Source organism: Brucella pseudogrignonensis, from assembly GCF_002252525.1.
GTDB lineage: Bacteria > Pseudomonadota > Alphaproteobacteria > Rhizobiales > Rhizobiaceae > Brucella > Brucella pseudogrignonensis.
The window spans coordinates 180,168-200,815 of record NZ_NNRM01000022.1 but is presented as its reverse complement, the minus strand read 5'-3'; the positions used below and the strand labels follow the sequence as shown (position 1 = coordinate 200,815).

The following is a 20,648-nucleotide window of genomic DNA, read 5'->3' as shown; positions in this document are numbered from 1 at the left end:
CGGCGAAAGCCGGGTTTTCTCTTTTTATACAGTTTGTTACAGCTATTAGATAAATAATAACTAGAGCGCTTGAAGTACGCGGGCTGCGATCATCATTTCGCCTAGACGTGTCTTACGACGTGCCTGCGCTTCAGCGTCTTCGCCCCAATGTTCGACAGTCCAGTCTTCATCGAGATGGGCACGGCTCCAACCGTCTTCGACAGAGACTTCGCCTTTGGCAATTGCCAAAGCAATCAGTGCGGAGCCGGTCAGCGTCGTCATCGTATGGAGCGATGCCAGTGCAATAGGATTTTTGAATTCCGACAGATGAATGCCGAAAGCTGAAATCGCTTCTCGTGACTGTTCAACATGCATCACACCTTCTGCAAGTGCAAAACGTGCGCCAAGGCTCTCAGCCCAATCGATCAGCGGGTCCCATTGTTCGGTCTGACGCGCAACAAGCTCTTTCGGGCTTGCGGCGCGGTAACAGATCATGTCCGTTCCGGCAAAACGCAGAATGTCTTCGAAAACCGCTTGCGGGTCTTGTGCAATGCCGTCAATCGCGGTGTTCACCAAACGCGTTGCAGGCATTTTGGAAGGATCTATAACTTCCACCTGTGCACGGAATTCTTCCGCAATGATTTCCGCAGCTTCGCTTGTTGGGAGAAGCAGAACAGCCCGTGCCGGTGTTTTGACCGGACGACCATCGAGATGCACGGTGAACCCGCCTTCGGTTTCGGCAACTTCAGCTTTTTCATAAAAGCGCTTCGGCAGCGGTGTGCGCATCAATTCCTGAGAGCGCTTTACCGGGTCGGTTTGCGAAATCGGCATTTCAGCTTGGGGATCGCTCAGAGTGTCGCGCATAATAATATCCAATTATTGTAGGTCAGGATGCGAAAGCATCCATTTCATGCAGAATCGCATGGAGCTCTTCAGGCTTGTTCATGACATAATGGGCGCCTGCATCTTTCAGTGCGTTGGGCTTATGATAGCCCCACGAAACACCAGCGGCACGCGCACCCGCTGAACGAGCCATTTGCATATCGTAAATCGCATCGCCGATCACGATTGTTCGCTCTGGTTCTATCCCCATTTCGACACAGGATTCAAGCACCATAGCCGGATGAGGCTTCGACGGGCAATCATCGGCGGTACGAACGGTCATGAAATGATGTCCAATGCCATGACGTTCGAAAATCGAACGCACGCCGCGCTGCGACTTACCGGTAACGATGCCCAACAACAAATCATCGCGACTACCAAGCTCAGTCAGAAGTGGCAGAATGCCATCATAAAGCGGCTCTGCAAAATCAGGGTTCTGACGGTATTTTACAAAGTTTTCTTTGTAACGCTGCGTGAGCCAGTGTGCCTGTTCGTCAACTTCGCGACCGAGCAACTGCGCAATGGCGATTGGAAGAGAAAGACCGATGATTGAGTGGGTCTGCTCGATTTCAGGCGGAACAAGTCCAGCGTCATTAAAACTGGCGACCATGCAATGGTGAATAGTGTCACCACTATCGACAAGCGTGCCATCACAATCAAAGAGAACGAGTTTCATCGGGCGGCTCCGGCTTTTGCTGGTCGATTGATGATAATGAGGCCTAGCCCGATCAGACCGAGTGCCGCAAAGATTTTCCAACCCAGTGGTTCATTGAGCAGCAGTCCGCTGAGGAGTACGCCGAAAGCTGGCGTTAGGAATGCAAAGTTAGACAGTTTGGACGCCGGATAGCGACGCACCATCCAGAACCACAATGGATATGTCACAGCTACCACGAACATTGACTGAAACAGAAATGACAGAACCGAGAGCATATCGGGATCGCGGATCAATGGTCCGCTCAAAGTCATGAATGGCAACGGCACGAGTGCTGCTACGGCAAGCTGATAAAGCAACGTCTTCTCAGGCGCAGCACTTGCAAGCTTTGATCGCTTAATGACGAGCGTGGTCATTCCCCAAAGCATACCGGAAATGAGCGCGAGCAGATCGCCGTAGACCGCATTGGGGCCGGGACGGCTGATATGATCTGAAAAGACCACGAAAACACCAAGAAACGCCACGCACATGCCTATGAAGGCACGCATGGACATTCGTTCACCTAAAAGAAAATGACTGCCGATGGCTACCCAGAACGGCATGACATTCATCATCAGCGTGACACGTCCCACACTGGTCAGTTCCATCGCCAGAAAGATCAGAACAAATTCGACACCAAAAAGAAGACCGGCCAGAATGCCGGGCTTCAGCGTGCCATCACGGCCAAACAGCGGAATGCGCTTCCAGTAACACCAGAGAAAAACGCAAAGGCCGCCCAAAGCTGCACGACCTGCGGCCATGAGCATGGGATTAAAGCCGCGATTGCCTATCTTGATGGCAACCTGGTTAAGCCCCCAGGTGAACATGATGAACATGACGAGGGCAATTGCCAGCCCGTCGAACGACACCCGGCCCTGAACCGATCCTCCCCCCGTAGCCGACATCTTTACTCTTCCGCGTCTGCCTCATCAAAGCCAAGCAAGTTCCACGACTGCACCATATGCGGTGGCAGCGGTGCCGTGACATCAATAGTGCCACCCGATGGATTTGGGATGCGAATGCGGCGGGCGTGAAGATGCAATTTCTTCTGAATGCCGCCCGGGAATTCCCAGTTCTGGTCAGCTTCAAAGTATTTAGGGTCGCCGATGATTGGATGACCAATATGCGCTGCATGAACACGCAGCTGATGGGTGCGGCCCGTGTAAGGCTCCATTTCCAACCACGTCAGGTTGTTACCGACCTTTTCGATGATCCGATAATAAGAGACGGCATGATCGGAATCCGGTTCACCATGCTGGCAAACACGCATCTTATCGCCATCCGGCGTTTGTTCTTTGACCAACCAAGTTGAAATCTTGTCTTCGCGCTTGCGTGGAACGCCCTTCACAAGTGCCCAGTAAGTCTTCTTGGTGTCACGTTCGCGGAATGCAGCGGTCAAAGCCTGTGCAGCACCGCGTGTCTTCGCAACAACAAGGCAGCCCGAAGTATCTCGGTCAATACGATGTACGAGGCGAGGCTTTTCACCCTTCTTATTGCGCCATGCTTCAAGCATACCGTCCACATGCCGGACAAGGCCGGAACCGCCCTGCACTGCCAGACCCGCAGGCTTATTGAAAACAAAGACCTTGGCGTCTTCATAAATCAACATCTGCTTGAGGACATCACCATCTTCCTGACTGCGAATGGTGCGCGCAGTTACAGGACCGGTGGCCTTCTCATCAACGCCCAATGGCGGAATACGGACCGACTGGCCTGCCTGCAGACGTGTATCTGCTTTTACGCGCCCGCCATCCACACGAACCTGTCCGGAACGCAGCAGTTTCTGCAGGTGTCCGAACCCAAGTCCGGGAAAATGGACCTTGAACCAGCGATCAAGACGCATACCCGTCTCGTCTGCAGCCACATTCTTTTGTTCAACGCCTGCCATGGAAAACCCGATCAATACTTCTTAGGGGCACGAGCTTCGCGTGCCTGTCTCTGGTGCGTCTTACAGGCCGTAACCGTCAGCGGGTCGCCGGAATGCGCTTTAAATCTGTCAATAGACGCGCCAAGGCCGGATTGCTAGGCATAATCGACGAAAACAACAATCTGCCACTGTAACAAAACTGCCTTAGACTCTTCACGGTCGGTTACATCTATTTTTAATTTATGGTCAACCTTGACACCCAATCGCCACTTCTTGCCGTCATTGCATATTGATAGAACAACGGGACTGCACCATTTAGTCCAGTGAAATAGAACGAGCGGGAGTCCGAAGGTGTCATTGCTCAAAATCTACTGGCGTGCCATGGAATATCTTGCGGCTGAGAAAGCTGCAACCATAACCATGTGTATAGCAAGCGTATTGGTTGCCCTTGTCATGCTGGCCGAACCGATCCTTTTCGGTCGGGTCATTCAGGCTATCTCCGACAAGGGAGATATCGTTACGCAGCTCGCCATGTGGGCCGCACTTGGCGGGTTTAACATCATTGCAGCAGTCTTCGTTGCGCGTGGGGCTGACCGCCTCGCCCATCGTCGCCGTCTGGGCGTAATGATCGACTCCTATGAGCGCATCATCACCATGCCTCTTGCATGGCACCAGAAGCGCGGTACGTCGAATGCACTGCATACGCTGATCCGCGCGACAGACTCGCTCTTCACTCTCTGGCTTGAATTCATGCGTCAGCACCTGACCACGATTGTGGCTCTGGGCGCGCTTATTCCTGTTGCAATGAGCATGGACCTTCGCATGTCCATGGTTCTTATCGTGCTCGGCGTCATCTACGTGATGATCGGTCAGCTCGTCATGCGTAAGACCAAAGATGGCCAGACCGCCGTTGAAAAGCATCACCACAAGCTGTTCGAGCATGTGAGCGACACGATCAGCAACGTTTCTGTCGTGCAGAGCTATAACCGCATTGCCTCTGAAACGCAGGCGCTGCGTACCTATGCCAAAAACCTCGAAAACGTCCAGTTCCCGGTTCTCAACTGGTGGGCGCTCGCCAGCGGTCTTAACCGTATGGCCTCGACCTTCTCGATGGTTATCGTGCTTTTGCTTGGCGCATATTTTGTGACCAAGGGCCAGATGCGCGTTGGTGACGTGATTGCCTTTATCGGCTTTGCGCAGCTGATGATCGGTCGTCTTGACCAGATCAGCGCCTTCATCAACCAGACTGTGACCGCCCGTGCCAAGCTTGAAGAATTCTTCGAGATGGAAGACGCGACGGCCGACCGTCAGGAACCGCAAGGCGCAACCGATCTTGAAAATGTCAAGGGTGGCATTGTGTTCGACAATGTGACCTTCGAATTCCCGAATTCGGGTCAGGGCGTCTATGACGTTTCGTTTGAAGTGAAGCCGGGACAGACCGTCGCTATTGTTGGTCCGACAGGTGCCGGTAAGACCACGCTGATCAATATCCTTCAGCGCGTGTTCGATCCTGCCGCTGGTCGCATTCTAATTGATGGCACCGATACGCGTACTGTCAGCCGTCGTTCGCTGCGCCATGCCATTGCAACCGTGTTTCAGGATGCCGGTCTGTTTAATCGTTCGGTTGAAGAAAACATCCGCGTCGGTAATGAAGATGCGTCTCATGAAATGGTTCATGCTGCTGCCAAGGCCGCTGCTGCCCACGACTTCATTCTCGCAAAGGGCAATGGTTACGATACAGTTGTAGGTGAACGTGGTTCGCAGCTTTCGGGTGGTGAACGTCAGCGTCTGGCGATCGCCCGCGCTATCCTGAAAGATTCGCCAATCCTCGTACTCGACGAGGCGACCAGTGCGCTTGACGTCGAGACCGAAGAAAAGGTCAAGCAGGCTGTTGATGATCTGAGCCAGAACCGCACGACCTTCATTATTGCGCACCGTCTGTCGACCGTCCGTTCTGCCGATATTGTGCTGTTCATGGACAAGGGTCATCTGGTCGAACGCGGCAGCTTCGATGAACTGGCTGCGCGTGGTGGCCGCTTCTCTGACCTGCTTCGTGCTGGCGGTCTGCAGCTTGAAGACAAGTCTGAAAAGGCTCAGAACGAAGAAGCTGAAGAAAGCAATGTGATGCCATTCCCGGTTAAGGGCTCTGTTGCCTGATACCGTTGCGTATCAATGAAAAAAGCCCGCTGCGAATTTCACAGCGGGCTTTTTCTTACTAAAGAGGCACTTCAAATCTTAACCCGTCATAGCCGGGTTCTACGTGATCAGGCGTGTCCCGCATAACCGTGTCGTAATCGAGCGGCACATGCATATGCGTCAGGATTGCGCGTTTTGGTCCGAAGAATTCGATCCATTCCAACGCCTGTTCTAACGAGAAATGGCTTGGATGCGGGCGATATTGCAGCGCACCAATAATCAGCACATCGGCATGGCGGATATATTTCAGGCTCTCATCCGGAAACGCGCTGACATCCGTGCAGTAAGCGACATTGCCAATGCGGAAGCCAAGCGATTCAATATCGCCATGCACCTGCATAAATGGCTCAAAGCGGATCGACCCGCCCGCACCCGTGATCGAGAATGCTGTTTCTGCCATGATATCATGCATCGAAAGGATCGGCGGATAGCTCGATCCCACTGGCGTCTCAAAACAATAGCCGAAGGCTTCAAACAGGCGGTTGCGTGTCAGCCGGTTGGCATACACATCCATCAGTCGACGGTTTTCAACGACATAGGTTCGTAAGTCATCGATGCCGTGGATATGGTCGGCATGGGGATGCGTATAGACGGCAGCGTCAAGCGACGGCACGTTGGCATCAATCATCTGGTCCCGGAAATTCGGGCCCGTGTCGATAACAACGACCGTGCTGTTCCCGTCGGCGTCGAACCGTTCAACAAGCAAAGCCGCGCGGCGGCGCTTGTTCTTTGGATTTTTGGGATCGCAGTTGCCCCAATCACCATTGATGCGTGGCACACCGGGAGACGAACCGCACCCGAGAATTGTGAAACGCAGACAATTGCGAGGCGATACCACGATGATTATTCCCCGGCAGGCTTTGGCATTTTGGAGAAAAGCCGGAAGACATTTTCGCTGGTAATGTCAGCGATTTCTTCGCGGCTTACACCAATCGTTTCAGCCAACACGGCTGCTGTGTGCTGCACGAATGAAGGCTCATTGCGCTGGCCGCGATGCGGCATAGGCGCGAGATAAGGCGCATCAGTCTCAACCAGCAAACGATCACGCGGAACTATCTGTGCAATTTCGCGAATATCAGCCGAGTTCTTAAAAGTCAGAATGCCCGAGAATGACACGTAGCCGCCCAGCTCGACGCCCTTTTCGGCCAGAGCGCGCCCTGACGAAAAGCAATGCAGGATGAAGGGAAATGCACCCTTCGCTGTCTCAGATTCTAGAATGTCAGCCATGTCCTGATCCGCGCTGCGTGCGTGGATCACAAGCGGCAACTGCGTACGACGTGCAGCTTCAATATGCACGAGGAAGCCCTGACGTTGGGCTTCTGGCGGCGCATAATCATAATGATAATCAAGCCCCGCCTCGCCTATGGCGACAACTTTCGTATGCTCTGCCAGCCGCACGAGATCATCGGCAGTAACATCCAGTTCTTCATGTGCATTGTTCGGATGCGTACCAACCGAACAATAGACTGAATCATATTTCTTGGTCAGTGCGAGGATCGTATCGAACTTGCGTACTCGCGTCGAAATCGTGACCATGCGTTTGATGCCAGCCTCGAGCGCGCGGTTTACAATAGCGTCGCGCTCGGGCTCGAAGTCCGCAAAGTCTAGATGGCAGTGACTATCAACCAGCATATTCAGCTCAGTTCTGTTCTTCCGCTTCCACATAGCGCGGGAAAACCGGCTGCGGTGCAGGCAGTTCTGCGCCGCCAACGAGCGGGCTTGCTGCAACGTCAGAGAACTGACGCTTGTCTGCCGGGATTGCCAGAATATCGAGCAGCTTTTCTGCCGACTGCGGAATGAAAGGCTGAACCATGATGCCAACACGGCGGATCACTTCTGCCGTCACATAGAGCACTGTGCCCATGCGTTCCATGTCAGTCTTGCGTAGTGCCCAAGGCTCCTGCCCCGCAAAGTAACGGTTTGCTTCTGCAACAACGGCAAAGATAGCGCCGAGCGCGATGTGCAATGCCTGATCACCGACGGCCTTACGTGCGGTTTCCAATGCAGCATCAGCCTGATCGAGAATGGCCTTATCGGCATCCGTGAATGCAGCCGGAACCGGAACCTTGCCTTCGCAGTTCTTTGCAATCATCGACAGCGAACGTTGTGCGAGGTTGCCAAGATCATTGGCGAGATCGGCATTGGTGCGGTTGACGATTGCATCGTGACTGTAGCTGCCATCCTGACCGAACGGCACTTCACGCATCAGGAAGTAACGCAGCTGATCAAGGCCGTAGCGCTGGACCAGTTCAAACGGATCGATGACATTGCCGAGAGACTTCGACATTTTTTCACCGCGATTGAACAGGAAGCCATGCGCGAATACACGCTTCGGCAGCGGAACGCCTGCCGACATCAGGAATGCAGGCCAGTAAACCGCGTGGAAACGCGAAATATCCTTGCCGATAATATGCGCATCCGCAGGCCAGTAAGCCCACTTCTCGTCAGTCGTATCAGGATAACCGAGAGCGGTAATATAGTTGGTCAACGCATCGACCCACACATACATGACGTGCTTTTCATCGCCCGGAACAGGAATACCCCAGTCGAACGTTGTGCGCGAAATTGACAGATCCTTCAGGCCCGACTTTACGAAGCTAACGATCTCGTTGCGACGCTCCGCAGGCATGATGAAGCCGGGATTGTTTTCATAGAGTTCAAGGAGCTTGTCCTGATAATTCGACAGGCGGAAGAAATAGCTTTCTTCTTCAACCCATTCGACCGGCGTGCCCTGTGGACCGTAGCGAACATTGTCGCCGCGCACCTCAGTTTCTTCTTCGCCGTAGTAGGCTTCATCACGAACTGAATACCAGCCCGCATAACCGCCCTTATAAATATCGCCATTGGCCGACATTGCCTGCCAGATTGCCTGACTGGCCTTGTAGTGACGCTCTTCCGAGGTGCGGATATAATCGTCGTGCGAGCTGTTCAGAAACTCACCCATGCGCTGGAAAGCAGCCGTGTTGCGATCTGCGAGTTCGCGGGGCGTGATGCCTTCCTTGCGCGCGCTCTGCAACATCTTGATGCCGTGTTCATCCGAGCCGGTCAGGAAGTGAACGTCCTTGCCATCCAGACGCTGAAAACGCGCCATGGCATCGGTCGCAATCAACTCATAAGCATGGCCGATATGCGGCTTGCCATTCGGGTAAGCAATCGCGGTGGTGATGTAGAATTTTTCGCGGCTCATCAGAAATCCGGCTTCTTCAAGTGTGATGTTTAAAAAACGTTAGCGGTGACATAACGCAACTAAGTCGGCATGTCACGTAAGCGGAGGCACGCCAGATCGAAAAGCGCGATGCGTTTTTTCCAAAAGGATCATAACGGCCTGCTTGCGGTCGAGATTATAGGTCTCGGCATTGAAAATTTCGCGTGTCAGTTCGCTCCAGTAGCGTGACCACTGATCGGCTTCGCGCAGCTGGCCCGAATCTGCATAGCGGCGAGCTTCATCGGCGATCCGGCTCATGAGATAATCGCGGAACAGCTCATATTGAACCTCCGCCTCACGGCCATTGAGAACACCTGATAGCGCCTGTGCTTTCGGCAGGTCGAAATTCTGTCCCTGCAAGATGGCATCAACCGTATCGGATATTTCCAGCCCACCATGCGCCACAAGCAGCAGCGCCTTGCGCACGCTGCCTTCTGAACGCGTGAGCAGCGCTGGCGTGATGTCACCCGCATCAAGGCCAACGCTCGGCCCGATATGTTCCAATGCATTGGTGAGTGGCTCATCCGCAAGTGGCTTGAACTGGATGCTCTGGCAGCGTGAACGGATCGTCGGCAATAATCGCCCCGACGAATGCGAAATCAGAATGAAGATTGCGCGGGCTGGCGGCTCTTCCAGCGTTTTGAGAAGCGCATTGGCAGCGTTGCGGTTCATGTCGTCTGCGGGATCGACAATTACTATACGCCATGCGCCGTCCGATGCCGTGCGGGTCAGAAAATGGGTAACACGGCGAATTTCCTCAACGGGAATACCGGTTTTAAACTTGCCAGTCTTCTGATCAAAGGGGCGGTTGATATGCAGCACAGCTGGATGCATACCGCCTGCGATCTGTCGCCAGAGTGGCTTACTGAAATCAGGTACGCCGATAGTTTCAGGGGCAAGTGCCTGATCTGCATTGGCCAGCATATGGCCTGCCAGATGAAAGCCCAGCGTTGCCTTGCCTATACCCTGCTCGCCCTCAAAAAGCAGCGCATGATGCATACGGCCTTCGCGATAGGCCTGTGCGAGAAAAGCCGCGATTTCACTATGGCCGGTGAGAAAGTCGCTTGCCGCCGGTTCGGCGACACCCTCAATGGAATCATGGGCTTTTGGGACATCGAGTTCTTCGATCACAGAAGACCTCTTTTCTTCAAAATTTCATCAGCGATGGCGATGATGTCGGCAGAAATTACATCTTGAGCGCGGTCCGCATCGACGACACTGCAGCGGTCGGGTTCAGCTTTTGCAATGGCAAGAAACGCCTGACGGCGCGCTTCATGCACGGCAATCGCTTCTTTCTCGAAACGATCCGCCACGTCAGCCCCTCGCCGCTTGTTGGCTCGTGAAAGACCTTTTTCCGCAGGAATATCGAGAATGATCGTGAGATCAGGCATGGCACCGTCGATGGCGATACGCTCAATCGCCGCCATATAGGTGGCATTGAGATTGCCTGTAACACCCTGATAGGCGCGGCTCGAATCGATGAAGCGGTCGCAAAGCACAATGCGGTTTTCAGCAAGCGCAGGACGGATCAGCTGATCAACATGATCGGCACGCGCGGCGGCAAACAGCAATGCTTCCATGGCCGGACCATAGTTTTCGGCATTACCGCTCAGAATCACATGGCGAACAGCCTCTGCACCCGCAGAACCACCGGGTTCGCGTGTTATCAATGGATCAAGCCCAAGAGCGCGCAAATGCTCTGCCAGCAAGGCGATCTGGGTCGATTTACCCGCGCCTTCCCCACCCTCGAATGTAATGAATAATCCGGTCAAATTGACTTCCGCAAACTGAATTATCGCCTGTTCAGGCTCCTAATCTATTTAGCGGCGTTTGTTCGCAAGGTCGAGTATCTGGACCGCTTTTGAACGATTACATCAGATCGGCACGTCAAATATCTCTTCTAACGCGCATCACATCCGAAAACCGGTACGCACTTTTCGGGATGCGCGTTAAAGATACTTCCTCAACCAACCGGTGGAGAGTTCCATGACTGCGCTCATGGCTCGCTGCGATAGCGTACCAACAGGTACTTCCTGCGCCGTGTAAAGTGGCATTTGCTGAACGACATTGCCATTCAGTTCAAACTGCAGCGTCCCGACCTCAGTATTGGCTAAAACAGGTGCACTGAGCGGTCCCTGATATGTAATACGCGCTTTTAGCTTGTCGCGCCCTTCCTTGGGGAGCAACAATTCAACGCCATCTTTCACTTTCAGCGGAACACTGGACGCCGAACCACCAAAAACCTGCGCCGTGCTGATCTCTTCATTAGCCGCATAAATATCGACCGTATCGAATGAAGTCATACCCCACTGAATGAGCTTTTTGGCCTCTTCTTCACGCTCTTTAATGCTTGTTAGACCACTCATCGCCAGGAAAAGCCGACGCCCGTTCTGTTCGGCCGATCCAACAAGCGCATAACCGGACGCTTCAGTGTAACCCGTTCCCATGCCATCAGCACCGATATCGAGCCGCAAAAGCGGGTTTCGATTGCGCTGCATGATCTTGTTCCAGGTAAACGCTTCTTGCGCGTAATATTTATAGCGTTCCGGATGAGCGCTGTGGATGTGGCGCGCGAGTTTTATCAGGTCCGACAGCGTCACCGTTTGTCCGGGAGCGGGTAATCCGGTGGAGTTCACGAAATTCGAGCTAGTCAAACCAAGCTCTTTCGCACGCTCATTCATTGCTTGAGCAAAAGCACCTTCACTACCAGACAGGCCTTCGGCGAGAATGATGGCGCCATCATTGGCCGCCTGCACGATCATGCCCTGAAGAAGATCAGCAACGGTCGGGGTGGATTTGATGGCAGCGAACATGGTCGATGTGCCGGACGGCGCCCCGCCGGTACGCCAGGCATACTCAGTAACCGGATAGGTCGTTTCGAGTGTCGTTTTGCCTTTTTCAAGCGCCTCAAAGACAACTTCAGCCGTCATCAGCTTGGCAAGCGATGCCGGTGGGACTTTCATATCCGGATTTTTTGAAAGAAGGACTGTGCCGCTCTTGTCGTCTAACAAAAGCACCTGTGGCGCTTTCGTTGCAAAGCCTGCCTGCACCGTCTGCGCATAGCTCGGTGCGGCTATTAAAACAGCAGCGGCAACCGCCGATGCAAGCTTTATGCTTATCGAGAAACGCCCCATCTTACACCCGTCATGCTTCTTCTTTGACGAAGCTACGCGGCGTTTCTGGCCGAAATCAGTCCGCACGAACGACAAAGGCGTCGGTCGCTCCAGCCTTCCATGCAGCGCGAAGCAGATCGTCGTTATTGCCCTTTTCGGCAAAAGCTGTCAGCTCGTAAATATCACCCTGCTCTGTCGGTATTTTTGTGCGCGTTACGCGCGCAGAGCGAGGCAGAGATTTTTCGAGCTTCATCGCATCTTCCAGCGAATTAAACATGCCGATTTCGACATATTCACGCTGATCTTCCGTATTGCGACGCTTCCATGCATCGGAAACAGCGTTTGCTGTCAGGATGCTGCCATAGGTACGCTCTTCTGCATAGGCTGATGCAGCCAGGCGATCCGACGCATAGCCAAGACCGCCAATACGCGCTGCTGTGGCAACGCCAAAGCTGCCAGCCGGACGCTGCGATGGAACTGGAACGTTGGCAGGAAGCAACGGCATTTCACCATCGCCATAAGCGGGATTAACTTCAAATGGCGAAGATTGTGGAACCGGCATGGCTGCGATACCCGCAGGTGTTGGTGTCGGCGCATTCATGGCCATCATGACGCCCGTGGCTGGCTGTCCGATAGGATCGCCATTGCCCGAACGGTAAGACGCCATCAGATAAGCATCATCCTGCCCATCAAGCGGCGCACGCCCAACATATTCAACCTTCACATCAGCGGTACCATGATGCTGGTAATCCAGCATTTCGGCAGCCTTCTGCGACAGATCGATAACGCGATCACGCTCGAATGGCCCACGATCATTCACGCGAACGATGATGGAGCTGCCATTGAAAGTGTTGGTGACACGCGCATAACTTGGCAGCGGCATTGTTGGATGCGCTGCCGTCAGATGCGTCATGTCGTAGATTTCGCCATTGGCGGTCAGACGGCCATGAAAAGCGCTGCCATACCAAGAGGCGCGGCCTGTCGAGGCGTAGTTCTTGTTTTCTTTTGGATAATACCAACGGCCTTTAACCTGATAGGGTTGACCGATCTGGTTGCGCCCACCGCCGCGAGGCAGAGGCTTCCCTTGAACATTGGTAACTCGGGGGCTGGCTTTGACGCCGTACTTGGATTCGGCAAAATATTCTTTGGGGTGCTTTTTCTTCGATGACTTCGGTTGAGGAGCGCTCGCACAACCCACGAGAGCCACGGCTAATGCCATGAATGTCAACATTGCAGTCGATCCGCGTTTTTCACGCTTAATCGATAGCTCTACGTTTCCAGCACGGTTTTGCCACCGGTTCGAACTCATACGCCACACGCCCGCAACTCTACACACGACCAGTCGATCGAAAATATCTATTAGGAATTAGTGATGTCACCGAATTATTGACGGATCATTAAAGCTTTTGCAAATCCCACAATTGAGTCGTTGTGGATGGTTAAATATCTGTCTCAACGAACAGGGAACTTTGGTGCTTCTAGCGCGTTGATTTTTCAACATGAAGGAGAAACAAAATGTTCCGTGCACTTATCCTTTGGCTTCTTGGCGTGCCTTTTATTGTAGTGCTGTTTATCTGGTACTTTTTCTTCTAGTCCGGGAACAATCCCGGAGTTGAGCCGTTACTTATACGGCTCTTATGACCTCCGAGCCAGTCACCTAACGTCATGAATTGGGCCCGTTCTATGAGAGCGGGCCATTTTTTATCTTATCTTAGAATGATGCTGGCCGGTATGCTTCGATTGCTTTGCGGTGCAGGCGGAAATGAGCCGGCGTCCAGGTCGAGAGCTCGCCATCGGTATTCACCGGGCGTGGTTTTTTGGTGCGTATGATAACTTCCGTCGTAGGAAATGCGCGCACATCATCCCATTTGGACTGGGTACCCTGTCGAAGACTTGGCAGGAGCCGCAACAGCTTCCACCAATGATCGACTTCAAGGCTATAAAAATCGAGCTTTCCATCGTCAATGGCTGCATCTTTTTCGACAGCCATGCCACCACCATAAAACTTGCCATTTCCAACCGACACCTGAAGCGTCTTTATCTTTTCGGTTATGCCGTCATGTTCAAGATAGGCCGTGAAAAGCTCGGATCTCATCAGAATACGGCTAGCGGCGATGGCATAGCCAAGCTTGCCCCATTTCTTCTTGGCATCGGCACTGAGTTTTTGCGCCAATTCAGCACTAAAACCGATGCTTGCGACGTTGAAGTAGAGATGACCGTTGACCTCACCCAGATCGATGGGGAGTTGCTGATAATTCAGTAATTGGCGCGTGGCTTCCGTTGGGTCTGCGGGGATGCCAATCGTACGAGCAAAGTCATTCGCAGTACCTAAGGGCAGAATAGCCAGTGGCAGTTTCGTTTCCATAAGTCCTTTTGCGGCTGCATTGAGTGTACCGTCGCCTCCGCCGACAATCACCAAATCAACATCGCGATTGCCAAGAATGACATCTGAAATTGTTTCGTCGCTTTTTGCAGTCTTCTCTACCAGCGATATTCCGCCCCGCTCAAGTATCGTGCGCATGTCAGCGCTGAACCCTTTACCATTTCGGGCTTTCGGATTGACGATCAGCAATGCTCGGCGTTTGGAAGCTATGGCCATAAACTACCCATTGAATATTCAAGTTGAATTATCGAACACCGGAAATGGCGATGGATTCTCGGATATCAATGGGGAAACGAGATGAATTCTTTTTACGGCTTTTAATGAATGCACCAGGATCAAACTGAGTGTCGCGAATACCATCAATTTCAATTATGAAAACGCTCTGACTTGATGTTACCTTATCACCACGGCGGCGGGTATGATGTAATGGTAGCTTGTCAGCTTCCCAAGCTGAATGCGCGGGTTCGATTCCCGCTACCCGCTCCAATGTAACTCACTTGCTATTGGATGGAGATTGCAATGGCACGGTTAACACTCATGCTCGGCGCAGTTTCTCTATTGGCTGCGACCCATGTATCCTATGCGGCGCTTGCACCAAATTATCAGCGCGCAAAGGAACTGAACGCTGTTATTGAAGCGGTTGCGCAAGCCATTCCGAATTACCCGATCAGCAAGGTCATCTATCAAAAAGAAGATCAGTATCAGGTAATCGCTGGCCCTTGTTCCGTAAGAGCGACGATCGTTTCAAAGTCTATGAAAAATGGGATAGTCGGTCCGCGCCAGTTTGATGTGAAGTTGGGACAATCTCGTTGTCGCTGACATCACCCGCAATTTCTAATTATCAATTGCTTGCATTTCTTCCTGTTTCCGGCTTCATGGGTTTGTTGAATTTTAAACTCATGTTTGGAGAAACTAATGGCAGAAACCAGCTCGCTCAACAAATATCAACCTCATGCCATTGGCATCCTTCGTATTGTGACGGCATTGCTTTATATCGAGCATGGCACGCAGAAAGCATTCAGTTTTCCTATTGCCGGCCCTGATAGCCTGTCTGCATTGCAAATCGCATCAGCCTTGCTGGAGGTTGTTGGCGGCGCGTTGATCTTGCTGGGCTGGTTCACCCGTCCTGTCGCCTTCATCCTATCGGGTCATATGGCTTTTGCCTATTTCATGGCGCATTTTCCGAAAAGCTTCTTCCCAGTTGCAAATGGTGGCGATGCGGCAATTCTGTTCTGCTTCGTATTCCTGACGCTCGTCGCAACTGGCGCTGGCGCATTTTCAGTCGATAATCGTAACCGTTGATCGAAATCATTTCCTTAAGGCGGTCTATCTGACAGCTTCAGATCACATACAGTTTTCTTGTATGTGATCTGAACAATGCGGATGATCAAAAAATGAAAATACTCTTGATCGCCCTGGCCATAGCGGCCTTCCTCGTGTTTGGCTGCTTTCTGCAGACACACTTCGGCTCGTGGCAATAAGAGATCCAGCGAAGCGTATCCTTGATTAGTGAATTTGCGGCCTTACCTAGAGGTTGTAACGATCAAAGGAGTTCTTCATGCGCACCATGCTTGCAGCCATTCTTCTCACTGCGACTTCCGTCGGCGCTTTTGCAGCCGCGCCAGAAGGCGCAAAGCTATCCGAGATAATCGCCAAAATCGAGCAAACAGCCGATGTGCAATATATTGATGAAGTCGATTGGAATGATCGCGGTTATTATGAAATCGAATATTTTATGAAGAATGGGGCAAAGGTCGAAATCAAGATCGATCCCAAAACGGGCGAATCTGTTCGATAAAACGAATCTCCAGCAGGCGGCACATTAGTCAGATGTGCCGCTTCTTAGTGAAACCGCCATTTGATACGCTTTTTTAGCCGCTGAAATGCTCCCATTCCTCCATCTTTTCCACAAGATCAGCCTTAAATTAGAATTATCCGAATTTTTTTATGGTCTTACGCATAGAAACGATTGACGCTGATCCCGTTCCCGCATACATGAGCACCGTTCCTGATCGAAAGCATCGGAACAATGCGCGGGTGTAGCTCAGTTGGTTAGAGTGCCGGCCTGTCACGCCGGAGGTCGCGGGTTCGAGCCCCGTCACTCGCGCCATTCCTCTCTTAGATAGAGGAATGTTCAGGGACAAAGTTTCCTTCTTTATCAAGTAGATAGTTGAATTAGATAATGTAAACGCAGAGCGGAAGCTTTGCGCGTTTTCTTTGTTTTCGGACGAACGAAAAATGGCGAGCCTCGCGACCCGCCATTTAATCAAAACGTCTTATTCCTGCGTAAGGTTCAACATCGGAATGGCGCCGTTCGGCAGCATTGTCGTGGGTAGTTGTCCGTTCCACTTTTCGGCCTGTGTGAGCGAAACCAGACCTGGGTTATCGCGCAATGCATCACCACGCGCCTTGATGGCCTGAGCTTCAGCGTCACCCTTCAGACGAATAGCTTCTGCATCAGCTTGTGCCTGAAGCCTCACAGAATCAGCTTGCGCCTGCGCATCTGCACGACGGGCGTCAGCCTGCGCATTAGCCTGCGTCACGGTAATTTCCGCCTGCACCTTTTCACGTTCTGCATTCTGACGCAGACGCTGAACTTCGACCTCAGCAAGCATACGCTGCTCAATACTAGCCTCGTAGGCATCAGAGAAATCAATATTCTCGATCTGCACGCTATCGATGATGACCGGACCGCTTACGCTTTTCTGGATAGCGTCTGCGATTTCCTGATTAAGGCGACCGCGCTCCTGAATGGCTGTTACAGCTGCAAAGCGACCGAATACAGTCTTGCTTTCCTCGAACACGCGCCGTTCAACCAAACGCGACAGAAGTCCATCTTCACCGCCATAGGTGGCGTAAACTTCTTCAACGCGGTCCGGCGGAATACGATAGTTGACCGAGAGGTTCATCGTTGCTGGTTGCTGGTCCCGGCTATAGGCCTCCATGCCGTTATAGATAGCTGCCTTGGATTGAACCGAAACGCGAACGACGGAATCTATCAATGGAATTTTGAAACCAAGCCCCGGCTGTGCAACGCCGGCCACGGCTCCATAACGCAGAATGACGCCACGTTCCCCCTCGTCGACAGTATACCAGGACCCCAGAACGACACTCAAAATGGCTAAGCCGATAAATGCGGCAATAGCAGTTGGAATATGACGCATATCATCTCCTGTTACGCTTAATTAATAAGTGCTCAATAAGCGCAAAACTCAGAGAATTGAAAACAAAACGAAGCTTAATGTTCGAGTATCGACAACTATTTTGATCTTACTAGATCTATTCTAATCAAGCAGAACCGATATTAACAAAATTATCCGAAATGCGGCGCGGAAGCACCTCGTACATAATGCTCCGGAATATTGTTAAATCTGTACACACTATGTGATTCAAATATTATTTCCCTCTTATATTCAGCCGGTTATAGGGATTTGTCTAATATAACTTTGACTAGTCACGAGGAAAGAACAATGAAAGCATACCTTCTCGCAATCGCTGTTGTGATGGCCGCTGCTTCACCTTCGCTCGCCTGCACAGCTGAAGACGTTACTGCAAAAGCGACAGAATTTTCTACAAAGATGCAAGAACTGGCAGCAAAGGACCCTCAGAAAGCAGCTGAAGTTGCTCAGAAGCTTTCCGGCGCGCAGTCGCAGCTCGCTTCTGATCCAACGAGCGCATGCAAAGTCTATGATGATATGATTGCTGAACTAAAGTAATTATCCGAATGGCGGCGTTCGAAATATGGATGCCGCCATTATCCTGAAAGCTAGAAAGTTAACTGCACATCCAGTGCCTTTTCGCACTCGGTCAAATCCGCGCCAAACTTGGTCAAAGTGGCTTCGTAGTCAGGCTCTTGCGTGCTGTCGCTTTTAATATAGCCAGCAATTGTATCAATAATATCTTGAAGCGAGCTGGCTGCCGTATCGCACATTTTATAGGTTTGATAGCCAGCCTGATCTGTACTGTTCTGCGCTATCTCCCGCCACTCCGATTGCGCTTTTGCAACAGGTACCTTTACCTTGTCTTCCATCTCGACACCGAGAGCTTTTGATCGCCCTTCGGAATTTTCGCCCAGTTCGATATAGGTATAAAGCCCATCGACCACGGTTTTTCTAAGTTGAAGCGAATCCGTTTTTGCATCGGCAAGCGCCGCAGAAACCATCAGAAAAGGGATCACGCTGGTTAAGGCTGCTTTGCTGAATAAGCGCACGTCGAACTCCTGCTAAAATACGTTGGGCTTCTTAAAGCATACTAGATTGGAAGCCGGAACCCGTTTTGCAGGATGCATTCGCAGTTCTGCTCATCACCTACTTTCAGATCTTTACGGAAAATAGCGACATAATCGGCTGATTCAGCCGATTTCAAAGATGTGAATTATTCCATATTCGTTGTTTAATACCAGCTGCGGAGAGCTGGTATTAAACGGTGGCTTCAACCACGCTTTTTGGCGCGAGACAGGCCGAAAAGCCCTGAAATAAGCAGTGCTACGCCCACACCCATGATACCGTAACCAAGAGCGCCAGAGCCGATCTCGGACTGGTTGGCCGACGCAATGGCCGCAGCTGTATCAGACGCACCAGAGCCATTTACCCGTGCATCAATCATCGCAACAACACCCGGTTCATTGCATTTGGATATAAATGTTTGCTGGGCTTCAGCGCTATCTTTGTAGAGATTCTTGACGTTTTCCTCACAGCGCGACTGATCGGCCGGTGAAACACCCGATCCGCTGGACTGGAGATAAAACCCGCCACCCAAGAGTATTACTCCTACCACAGCCATAACGGCTGGAGCACCCGCCACACTTTTCTTAGTCATATTACCTTACCCTCTTAAAGTTGGGCGTAATAAAACCTGAGTCTTCTAATGAGACAAGGCGCGAGCGCTCTTGGAGCAACAATAAGAATTAGTAAAGTTAAAAGTAACGGCGTCAGCGCAACGAAACTCGTATCGAATCTTTGCAGGCTAGATCCAAACGCGAATTTAACATTTGACCAGAAGGTTCAACGAACCTGTGAGCACAACATAAATTTACGTTAAGTCATTGATTATATGGCGCACCCGACAGGATTCGAACCTGTGACCTCTGCCTTCGGAGGGCAGCACTCTATCCAGCTGAGCTACGGGTGCATCGCCGGGAGGCGTGATCGCCTCAATCTAGGCGTTTCTAGCTGAACCACGTCTCTGCATCAATGGTCTATTTGGCAAAATGACCACTAAAAACCGCATGTTCCACCAGAGATCAAATGCAAGCGCTCTACGCACTTTAAACGCGGGAACGAAACCATATCCCCATAGAGCTCCTGCAGCTTTGCTTTAACAGCGGGTGAGTTCTGATAAATCTCGATGAACTTTTTTAATCGAACATCATCTCGCAATTCCGGACGTGTGACGAACTGAAAGGCGTAGATCGGTTCGTTCTCGAAGATCAGTCCTGATGACGCTTCCAGCCCTGCGAGTTTTGCAAAAGTGGGATAGGTCGCCGCAGCATCCACCTCGTCCAGTAATCGCGCGATTTGTGGACCGTCCAGTTGCACGATCTTGAGCGGTTTCTTCCAGATAACAACATCCTCGAGGCTCGCACGATGATCTGTGTCTGGCTTCAACTCCAGAAAGCCCGCCTTCTGCAGAAGAAGAAGCGACCGGCCGGTATTGATCACATCGCCTGAAAACGCGATCTGCGCATTATCCGGAAGATCTTCGAGCTTTGAATATTTCTTCGAGTAAAGCCCGAATGGCGTGCTGAAAGCAGGCGCTATCGGTACGAGCCCGTTTCCGGTCTTGGAGTTGGTGTAATCCAGATAGGGAATATGTTGAAAAAGATTGGCGTCAACAGTCTTATCGGCAACTGCCGTATTCGGCGTATTCCAATCACTGAATTCGATCAGTTCGACATCGAGCCCCTGCTCTTTTGCTTCAGTCGCTGCCACCTCCGCAGCTTGGTTGGAAACACTGGTTGCAAGCGCAATACGTAGAGACTGCCTCTCTTCGGCATAGAGTACCGATGGCAGCAAGCTTGTAGCGAAAGCCATCGTTGATATCGCGAGAAAACGACGGCGTTGTAGTTCAATTTTTGAGGATGTTTTTCTGTTGTCGAAACGGAAGCGCATGGCACATTCTAAAAGTTGATAAATTTAATCCACTATACTGCTTACCAATCTAATTAAGAAGCTGTTTCTGATTGGCACATCAATAATTTAGCGCGCACTTGATTGTGATCAATGAACAGAAAGCACGGCGTTCTACAGTCTTGTGCATGTCATCTGGCAATGCCAGCTTGTACAATAGCAGTTCTCCCGACTGCTTATCAGCTTAACAGCAGAAAAGGATAA

21 protein-coding genes and 3 tRNA genes are annotated in these 20,648 nt (G+C 51.7%); 7 read left to right on the top strand and 17 right to left on the bottom strand.

Annotation, left to right across the window (positions count from 1 at the left end; all coding sequences use genetic code 11):
* Positions 1 to 60 precede the first annotated feature (60 nt).
* The 4 genes from CEV34_RS13975 to CEV34_RS13960 are packed head-to-tail and all read right to left on the bottom strand — an operon-like array spanning position 61 to position 3,440.
* Complete coding sequence (locus CEV34_RS13975) at positions 61 to 843, bottom strand: ATP12 family chaperone protein (protein ID WP_007874905.1); 783 nt, start codon at positions 841 to 843, stop codon at positions 61 to 63.
* Between the two features lie 22 nt (positions 844 to 865).
* Positions 866 to 1,537 (bottom strand): HAD-IA family hydrolase, encoded by a 672-nt coding sequence (locus CEV34_RS13970; RefSeq protein WP_007874903.1) that lies wholly within the window; start codon positions 1,535 to 1,537, stop codon positions 866 to 868.
* A complete protein-coding gene (locus tag CEV34_RS13965) occupies positions 1,534 to 2,457 on the bottom strand; it encodes a DMT family transporter (RefSeq protein ID WP_007874901.1) in 924 nt (307 codons plus the stop codon). Before CEV34_RS13965 ends, CEV34_RS13970 begins: the two co-directional genes overlap by 4 nt.
* 2 nt (positions 2,458 to 2,459) lie before the next feature.
* Positions 2,460 to 3,440, bottom strand: a complete 981-nt coding sequence (locus tag CEV34_RS13960; protein ID WP_064320594.1) for an RluA family pseudouridine synthase — start codon at positions 3,438 to 3,440, stop codon at positions 2,460 to 2,462.
* A gap of 330 nt (positions 3,441 to 3,770) precedes the next feature.
* Here CEV34_RS13960 and CEV34_RS13955 point away from each other — a divergent pair, with 330 nt between their 5' ends.
* Positions 3,771 to 5,576 (top strand): glucan ABC transporter ATP-binding protein/ permease, encoded by a 1,806-nt coding sequence (locus CEV34_RS13955; protein WP_007874893.1) that lies wholly within the window; start codon positions 3,771 to 3,773, stop codon positions 5,574 to 5,576.
* 58 nt (positions 5,577 to 5,634) lie between these two features.
* Here the strand turns inward: CEV34_RS13955 and CEV34_RS13950 are convergent, their stop codons facing one another.
* The 8 genes from CEV34_RS13950 to CEV34_RS13915 form a co-directional block, all read right to left on the bottom strand.
* Positions 5,635 to 6,453: an MBL fold metallo-hydrolase gene (locus CEV34_RS13950; protein WP_007874891.1), complete on the bottom strand. Its 819-nt coding sequence runs from the start codon at positions 6,451 to 6,453 to the stop codon at positions 5,635 to 5,637.
* Between the two features lie 5 nt (positions 6,454 to 6,458).
* Entirely contained in the window at positions 6,459 to 7,247 is a 789-nt protein-coding gene (locus tag CEV34_RS13945) for a TatD family hydrolase (protein WP_007874889.1), read from the bottom strand.
* A 7-nt stretch (positions 7,248 to 7,254) separates the two neighbouring features.
* Positions 7,255 to 8,802: a methionine--tRNA ligase gene (metG, locus tag CEV34_RS13940; RefSeq protein ID WP_094543773.1), complete on the bottom strand. Its 1,548-nt coding sequence runs from the start codon at positions 8,800 to 8,802 to the stop codon at positions 7,255 to 7,257.
* A gap of 72 nt (positions 8,803 to 8,874) precedes the next feature.
* Positions 8,875 to 9,951: a DNA polymerase III subunit delta' gene (locus tag CEV34_RS13935; RefSeq protein ID WP_007874876.1), complete on the bottom strand. Its 1,077-nt coding sequence runs from the start codon at positions 9,949 to 9,951 to the stop codon at positions 8,875 to 8,877.
* On the bottom strand, positions 9,948 to 10,592 hold the full coding sequence (gene tmk / locus CEV34_RS13930; RefSeq protein ID WP_007874874.1) for a dTMP kinase: 645 nt from the start codon (positions 10,590 to 10,592) through the stop codon (positions 9,948 to 9,950). The genes CEV34_RS13935 and tmk overlap by 4 nt, the downstream gene beginning before the upstream one ends.
* A 177-nt stretch (positions 10,593 to 10,769) precedes the next feature.
* Positions 10,770 to 11,954, bottom strand: a complete 1,185-nt coding sequence (locus CEV34_RS13925) for a D-alanyl-D-alanine carboxypeptidase family protein (protein WP_007874872.1) — start codon at positions 11,952 to 11,954, stop codon at positions 10,770 to 10,772.
* A 55-nt stretch (positions 11,955 to 12,009) separates the two neighbouring features.
* Positions 12,010 to 13,242 carry a septal ring lytic transglycosylase RlpA family protein gene (locus CEV34_RS13920; RefSeq protein ID WP_039859735.1) on the bottom strand — a complete coding sequence of 411 codons (1,233 nt, stop codon included), beginning with the start codon at positions 13,240 to 13,242 and terminating at the stop codon, positions 12,010 to 12,012.
* Positions 13,243 to 13,644: 402 nt separating this feature from the next.
* Positions 13,645 to 14,532: a lipid kinase gene (locus CEV34_RS13915; protein ID WP_007874869.1), complete on the bottom strand. Its 888-nt coding sequence runs from the start codon at positions 14,530 to 14,532 to the stop codon at positions 13,645 to 13,647.
* 196 nt (positions 14,533 to 14,728) lie between these two features.
* Here CEV34_RS13915 and CEV34_RS13910 point away from each other — a divergent pair.
* The 5 genes from CEV34_RS13910 (at position 14,729) to CEV34_RS13890 (ending at position 16,426) form a co-directional block, all read left to right on the top strand.
* A tRNA-Gly gene (locus CEV34_RS13910) sits at positions 14,729 to 14,802 on the top strand.
* A gap of 51 nt (positions 14,803 to 14,853) precedes the next feature.
* Complete coding sequence (locus CEV34_RS13905; RefSeq protein ID WP_235819053.1) at positions 14,854 to 15,135, top strand: hypothetical protein; 282 nt, start codon at positions 14,854 to 14,856, stop codon at positions 15,133 to 15,135.
* Between the two features lie 96 nt (positions 15,136 to 15,231).
* On the top strand, positions 15,232 to 15,618 hold the full coding sequence (locus CEV34_RS13900) for a DoxX family protein (protein WP_007874863.1): 387 nt from the start codon (positions 15,232 to 15,234) through the stop codon (positions 15,616 to 15,618).
* A 256-nt stretch (positions 15,619 to 15,874) separates the two neighbouring features.
* A complete protein-coding gene (locus CEV34_RS13895; protein WP_007874862.1) occupies positions 15,875 to 16,114 on the top strand; it encodes a PepSY domain-containing protein in 240 nt (79 codons plus the stop codon).
* A gap of 235 nt (positions 16,115 to 16,349) precedes the next feature.
* Positions 16,350 to 16,426 (top strand) — tRNA-Asp (locus CEV34_RS13890).
* A 166-nt stretch (positions 16,427 to 16,592) separates the two neighbouring features.
* Here the strand turns inward: CEV34_RS13890 and CEV34_RS13885 are convergent.
* Positions 16,593 to 17,480, bottom strand: a complete 888-nt coding sequence (locus CEV34_RS13885) for a prohibitin family protein (RefSeq protein ID WP_007874859.1) — start codon at positions 17,478 to 17,480, stop codon at positions 16,593 to 16,595.
* A gap of 306 nt (positions 17,481 to 17,786) precedes the next feature.
* Between CEV34_RS13885 and CEV34_RS13880 the strand changes: the two genes are divergently transcribed.
* On the top strand, positions 17,787 to 18,032 hold the full coding sequence (locus CEV34_RS13880) for a hypothetical protein (protein ID WP_007874857.1): 246 nt from the start codon (positions 17,787 to 17,789) through the stop codon (positions 18,030 to 18,032).
* Between the two features lie 50 nt (positions 18,033 to 18,082).
* Here CEV34_RS13880 and CEV34_RS13875 read toward each other — a convergent pair whose 3' ends face one another.
* From CEV34_RS13875 to CEV34_RS13860, 4 genes are all read right to left on the bottom strand, one after another.
* Complete coding sequence (locus tag CEV34_RS13875; RefSeq protein ID WP_007874855.1) at positions 18,083 to 18,526, bottom strand: hypothetical protein; 444 nt, start codon at positions 18,524 to 18,526, stop codon at positions 18,083 to 18,085.
* A 221-nt stretch (positions 18,527 to 18,747) separates the two neighbouring features.
* Positions 18,748 to 19,134: a hypothetical protein gene (locus CEV34_RS13870; RefSeq protein WP_039859732.1), complete on the bottom strand. Its 387-nt coding sequence runs from the start codon at positions 19,132 to 19,134 to the stop codon at positions 18,748 to 18,750.
* A 235-nt stretch (positions 19,135 to 19,369) separates the two neighbouring features.
* Positions 19,370 to 19,446 (bottom strand) — tRNA-Arg (locus CEV34_RS13865).
* A gap of 86 nt (positions 19,447 to 19,532) precedes the next feature.
* Positions 19,533 to 20,348, bottom strand: a complete 816-nt coding sequence (locus CEV34_RS13860; protein ID WP_235819052.1) for a MetQ/NlpA family ABC transporter substrate-binding protein — start codon at positions 20,346 to 20,348, stop codon at positions 19,533 to 19,535.
* Between the last annotated feature and the right edge of the window lie 300 nt (positions 20,349 to 20,648).

Excerpts from the sequence above, each read along its gene's own strand:
- CEV34_RS13975 (WP_007874905.1), bottom strand. The coding sequence starts at position 843 with ATGCGCGACACTCTGAGCGATCCCCAAGCTGAAATGCCGATTTCGCAA.
- CEV34_RS13970 (WP_007874903.1), bottom strand. The coding sequence starts at position 1,537 with ATGAAACTCGTTCTCTTTGATTGTGATGGCACGCTTGTCGATAGTGGT.
- CEV34_RS13965 (WP_007874901.1), bottom strand. The coding sequence starts at position 2,457 with ATGTCGGCTACGGGGGGAGGATCGGTTCAGGGCCGGGTGTCGTTCGAC.
- CEV34_RS13960 (WP_064320594.1), bottom strand. The coding sequence starts at position 3,440 with ATGGCAGGCGTTGAACAAAAGAATGTGGCTGCAGACGAGACGGGTATG.
- CEV34_RS13945 (WP_007874889.1), bottom strand. The coding sequence starts at position 7,247 with ATGCTGGTTGATAGTCACTGCCATCTAGACTTTGCGGACTTCGAGCCC.
- metG (WP_094543773.1), bottom strand. The coding sequence starts at position 8,802 with ATGAGCCGCGAAAAATTCTACATCACCACCGCGATTGCTTACCCGAAT.
- CEV34_RS13925 (WP_007874872.1), bottom strand. The coding sequence starts at position 11,954 with ATGGGGCGTTTCTCGATAAGCATAAAGCTTGCATCGGCGGTTGCCGCT.
- CEV34_RS13920 (WP_039859735.1), bottom strand. The coding sequence starts at position 13,242 with ATGAGTTCGAACCGGTGGCAAAACCGTGCTGGAAACGTAGAGCTATCG.
- CEV34_RS13915 (WP_007874869.1), bottom strand. The coding sequence starts at position 14,532 with ATGGCCATAGCTTCCAAACGCCGAGCATTGCTGATCGTCAATCCGAAA.
- CEV34_RS13905 (WP_235819053.1), top strand. The coding sequence starts at position 14,854 with ATGCTCGGCGCAGTTTCTCTATTGGCTGCGACCCATGTATCCTATGCG.
- CEV34_RS13900 (WP_007874863.1), top strand. The coding sequence starts at position 15,232 with ATGGCAGAAACCAGCTCGCTCAACAAATATCAACCTCATGCCATTGGC.
- CEV34_RS13895 (WP_007874862.1), top strand. The coding sequence starts at position 15,875 with ATGCGCACCATGCTTGCAGCCATTCTTCTCACTGCGACTTCCGTCGGC.
- CEV34_RS13885 (WP_007874859.1), bottom strand. The coding sequence starts at position 17,480 with ATGCGTCATATTCCAACTGCTATTGCCGCATTTATCGGCTTAGCCATT.
- CEV34_RS13880 (WP_007874857.1), top strand. The coding sequence starts at position 17,787 with ATGAAAGCATACCTTCTCGCAATCGCTGTTGTGATGGCCGCTGCTTCA.
- CEV34_RS13870 (WP_039859732.1), bottom strand. The coding sequence starts at position 19,134 with ATGACTAAGAAAAGTGTGGCGGGTGCTCCAGCCGTTATGGCTGTGGTA.
- CEV34_RS13860 (WP_235819052.1), bottom strand. The coding sequence starts at position 20,348 with ATGGCTTTCGCTACAAGCTTGCTGCCATCGGTACTCTATGCCGAAGAG.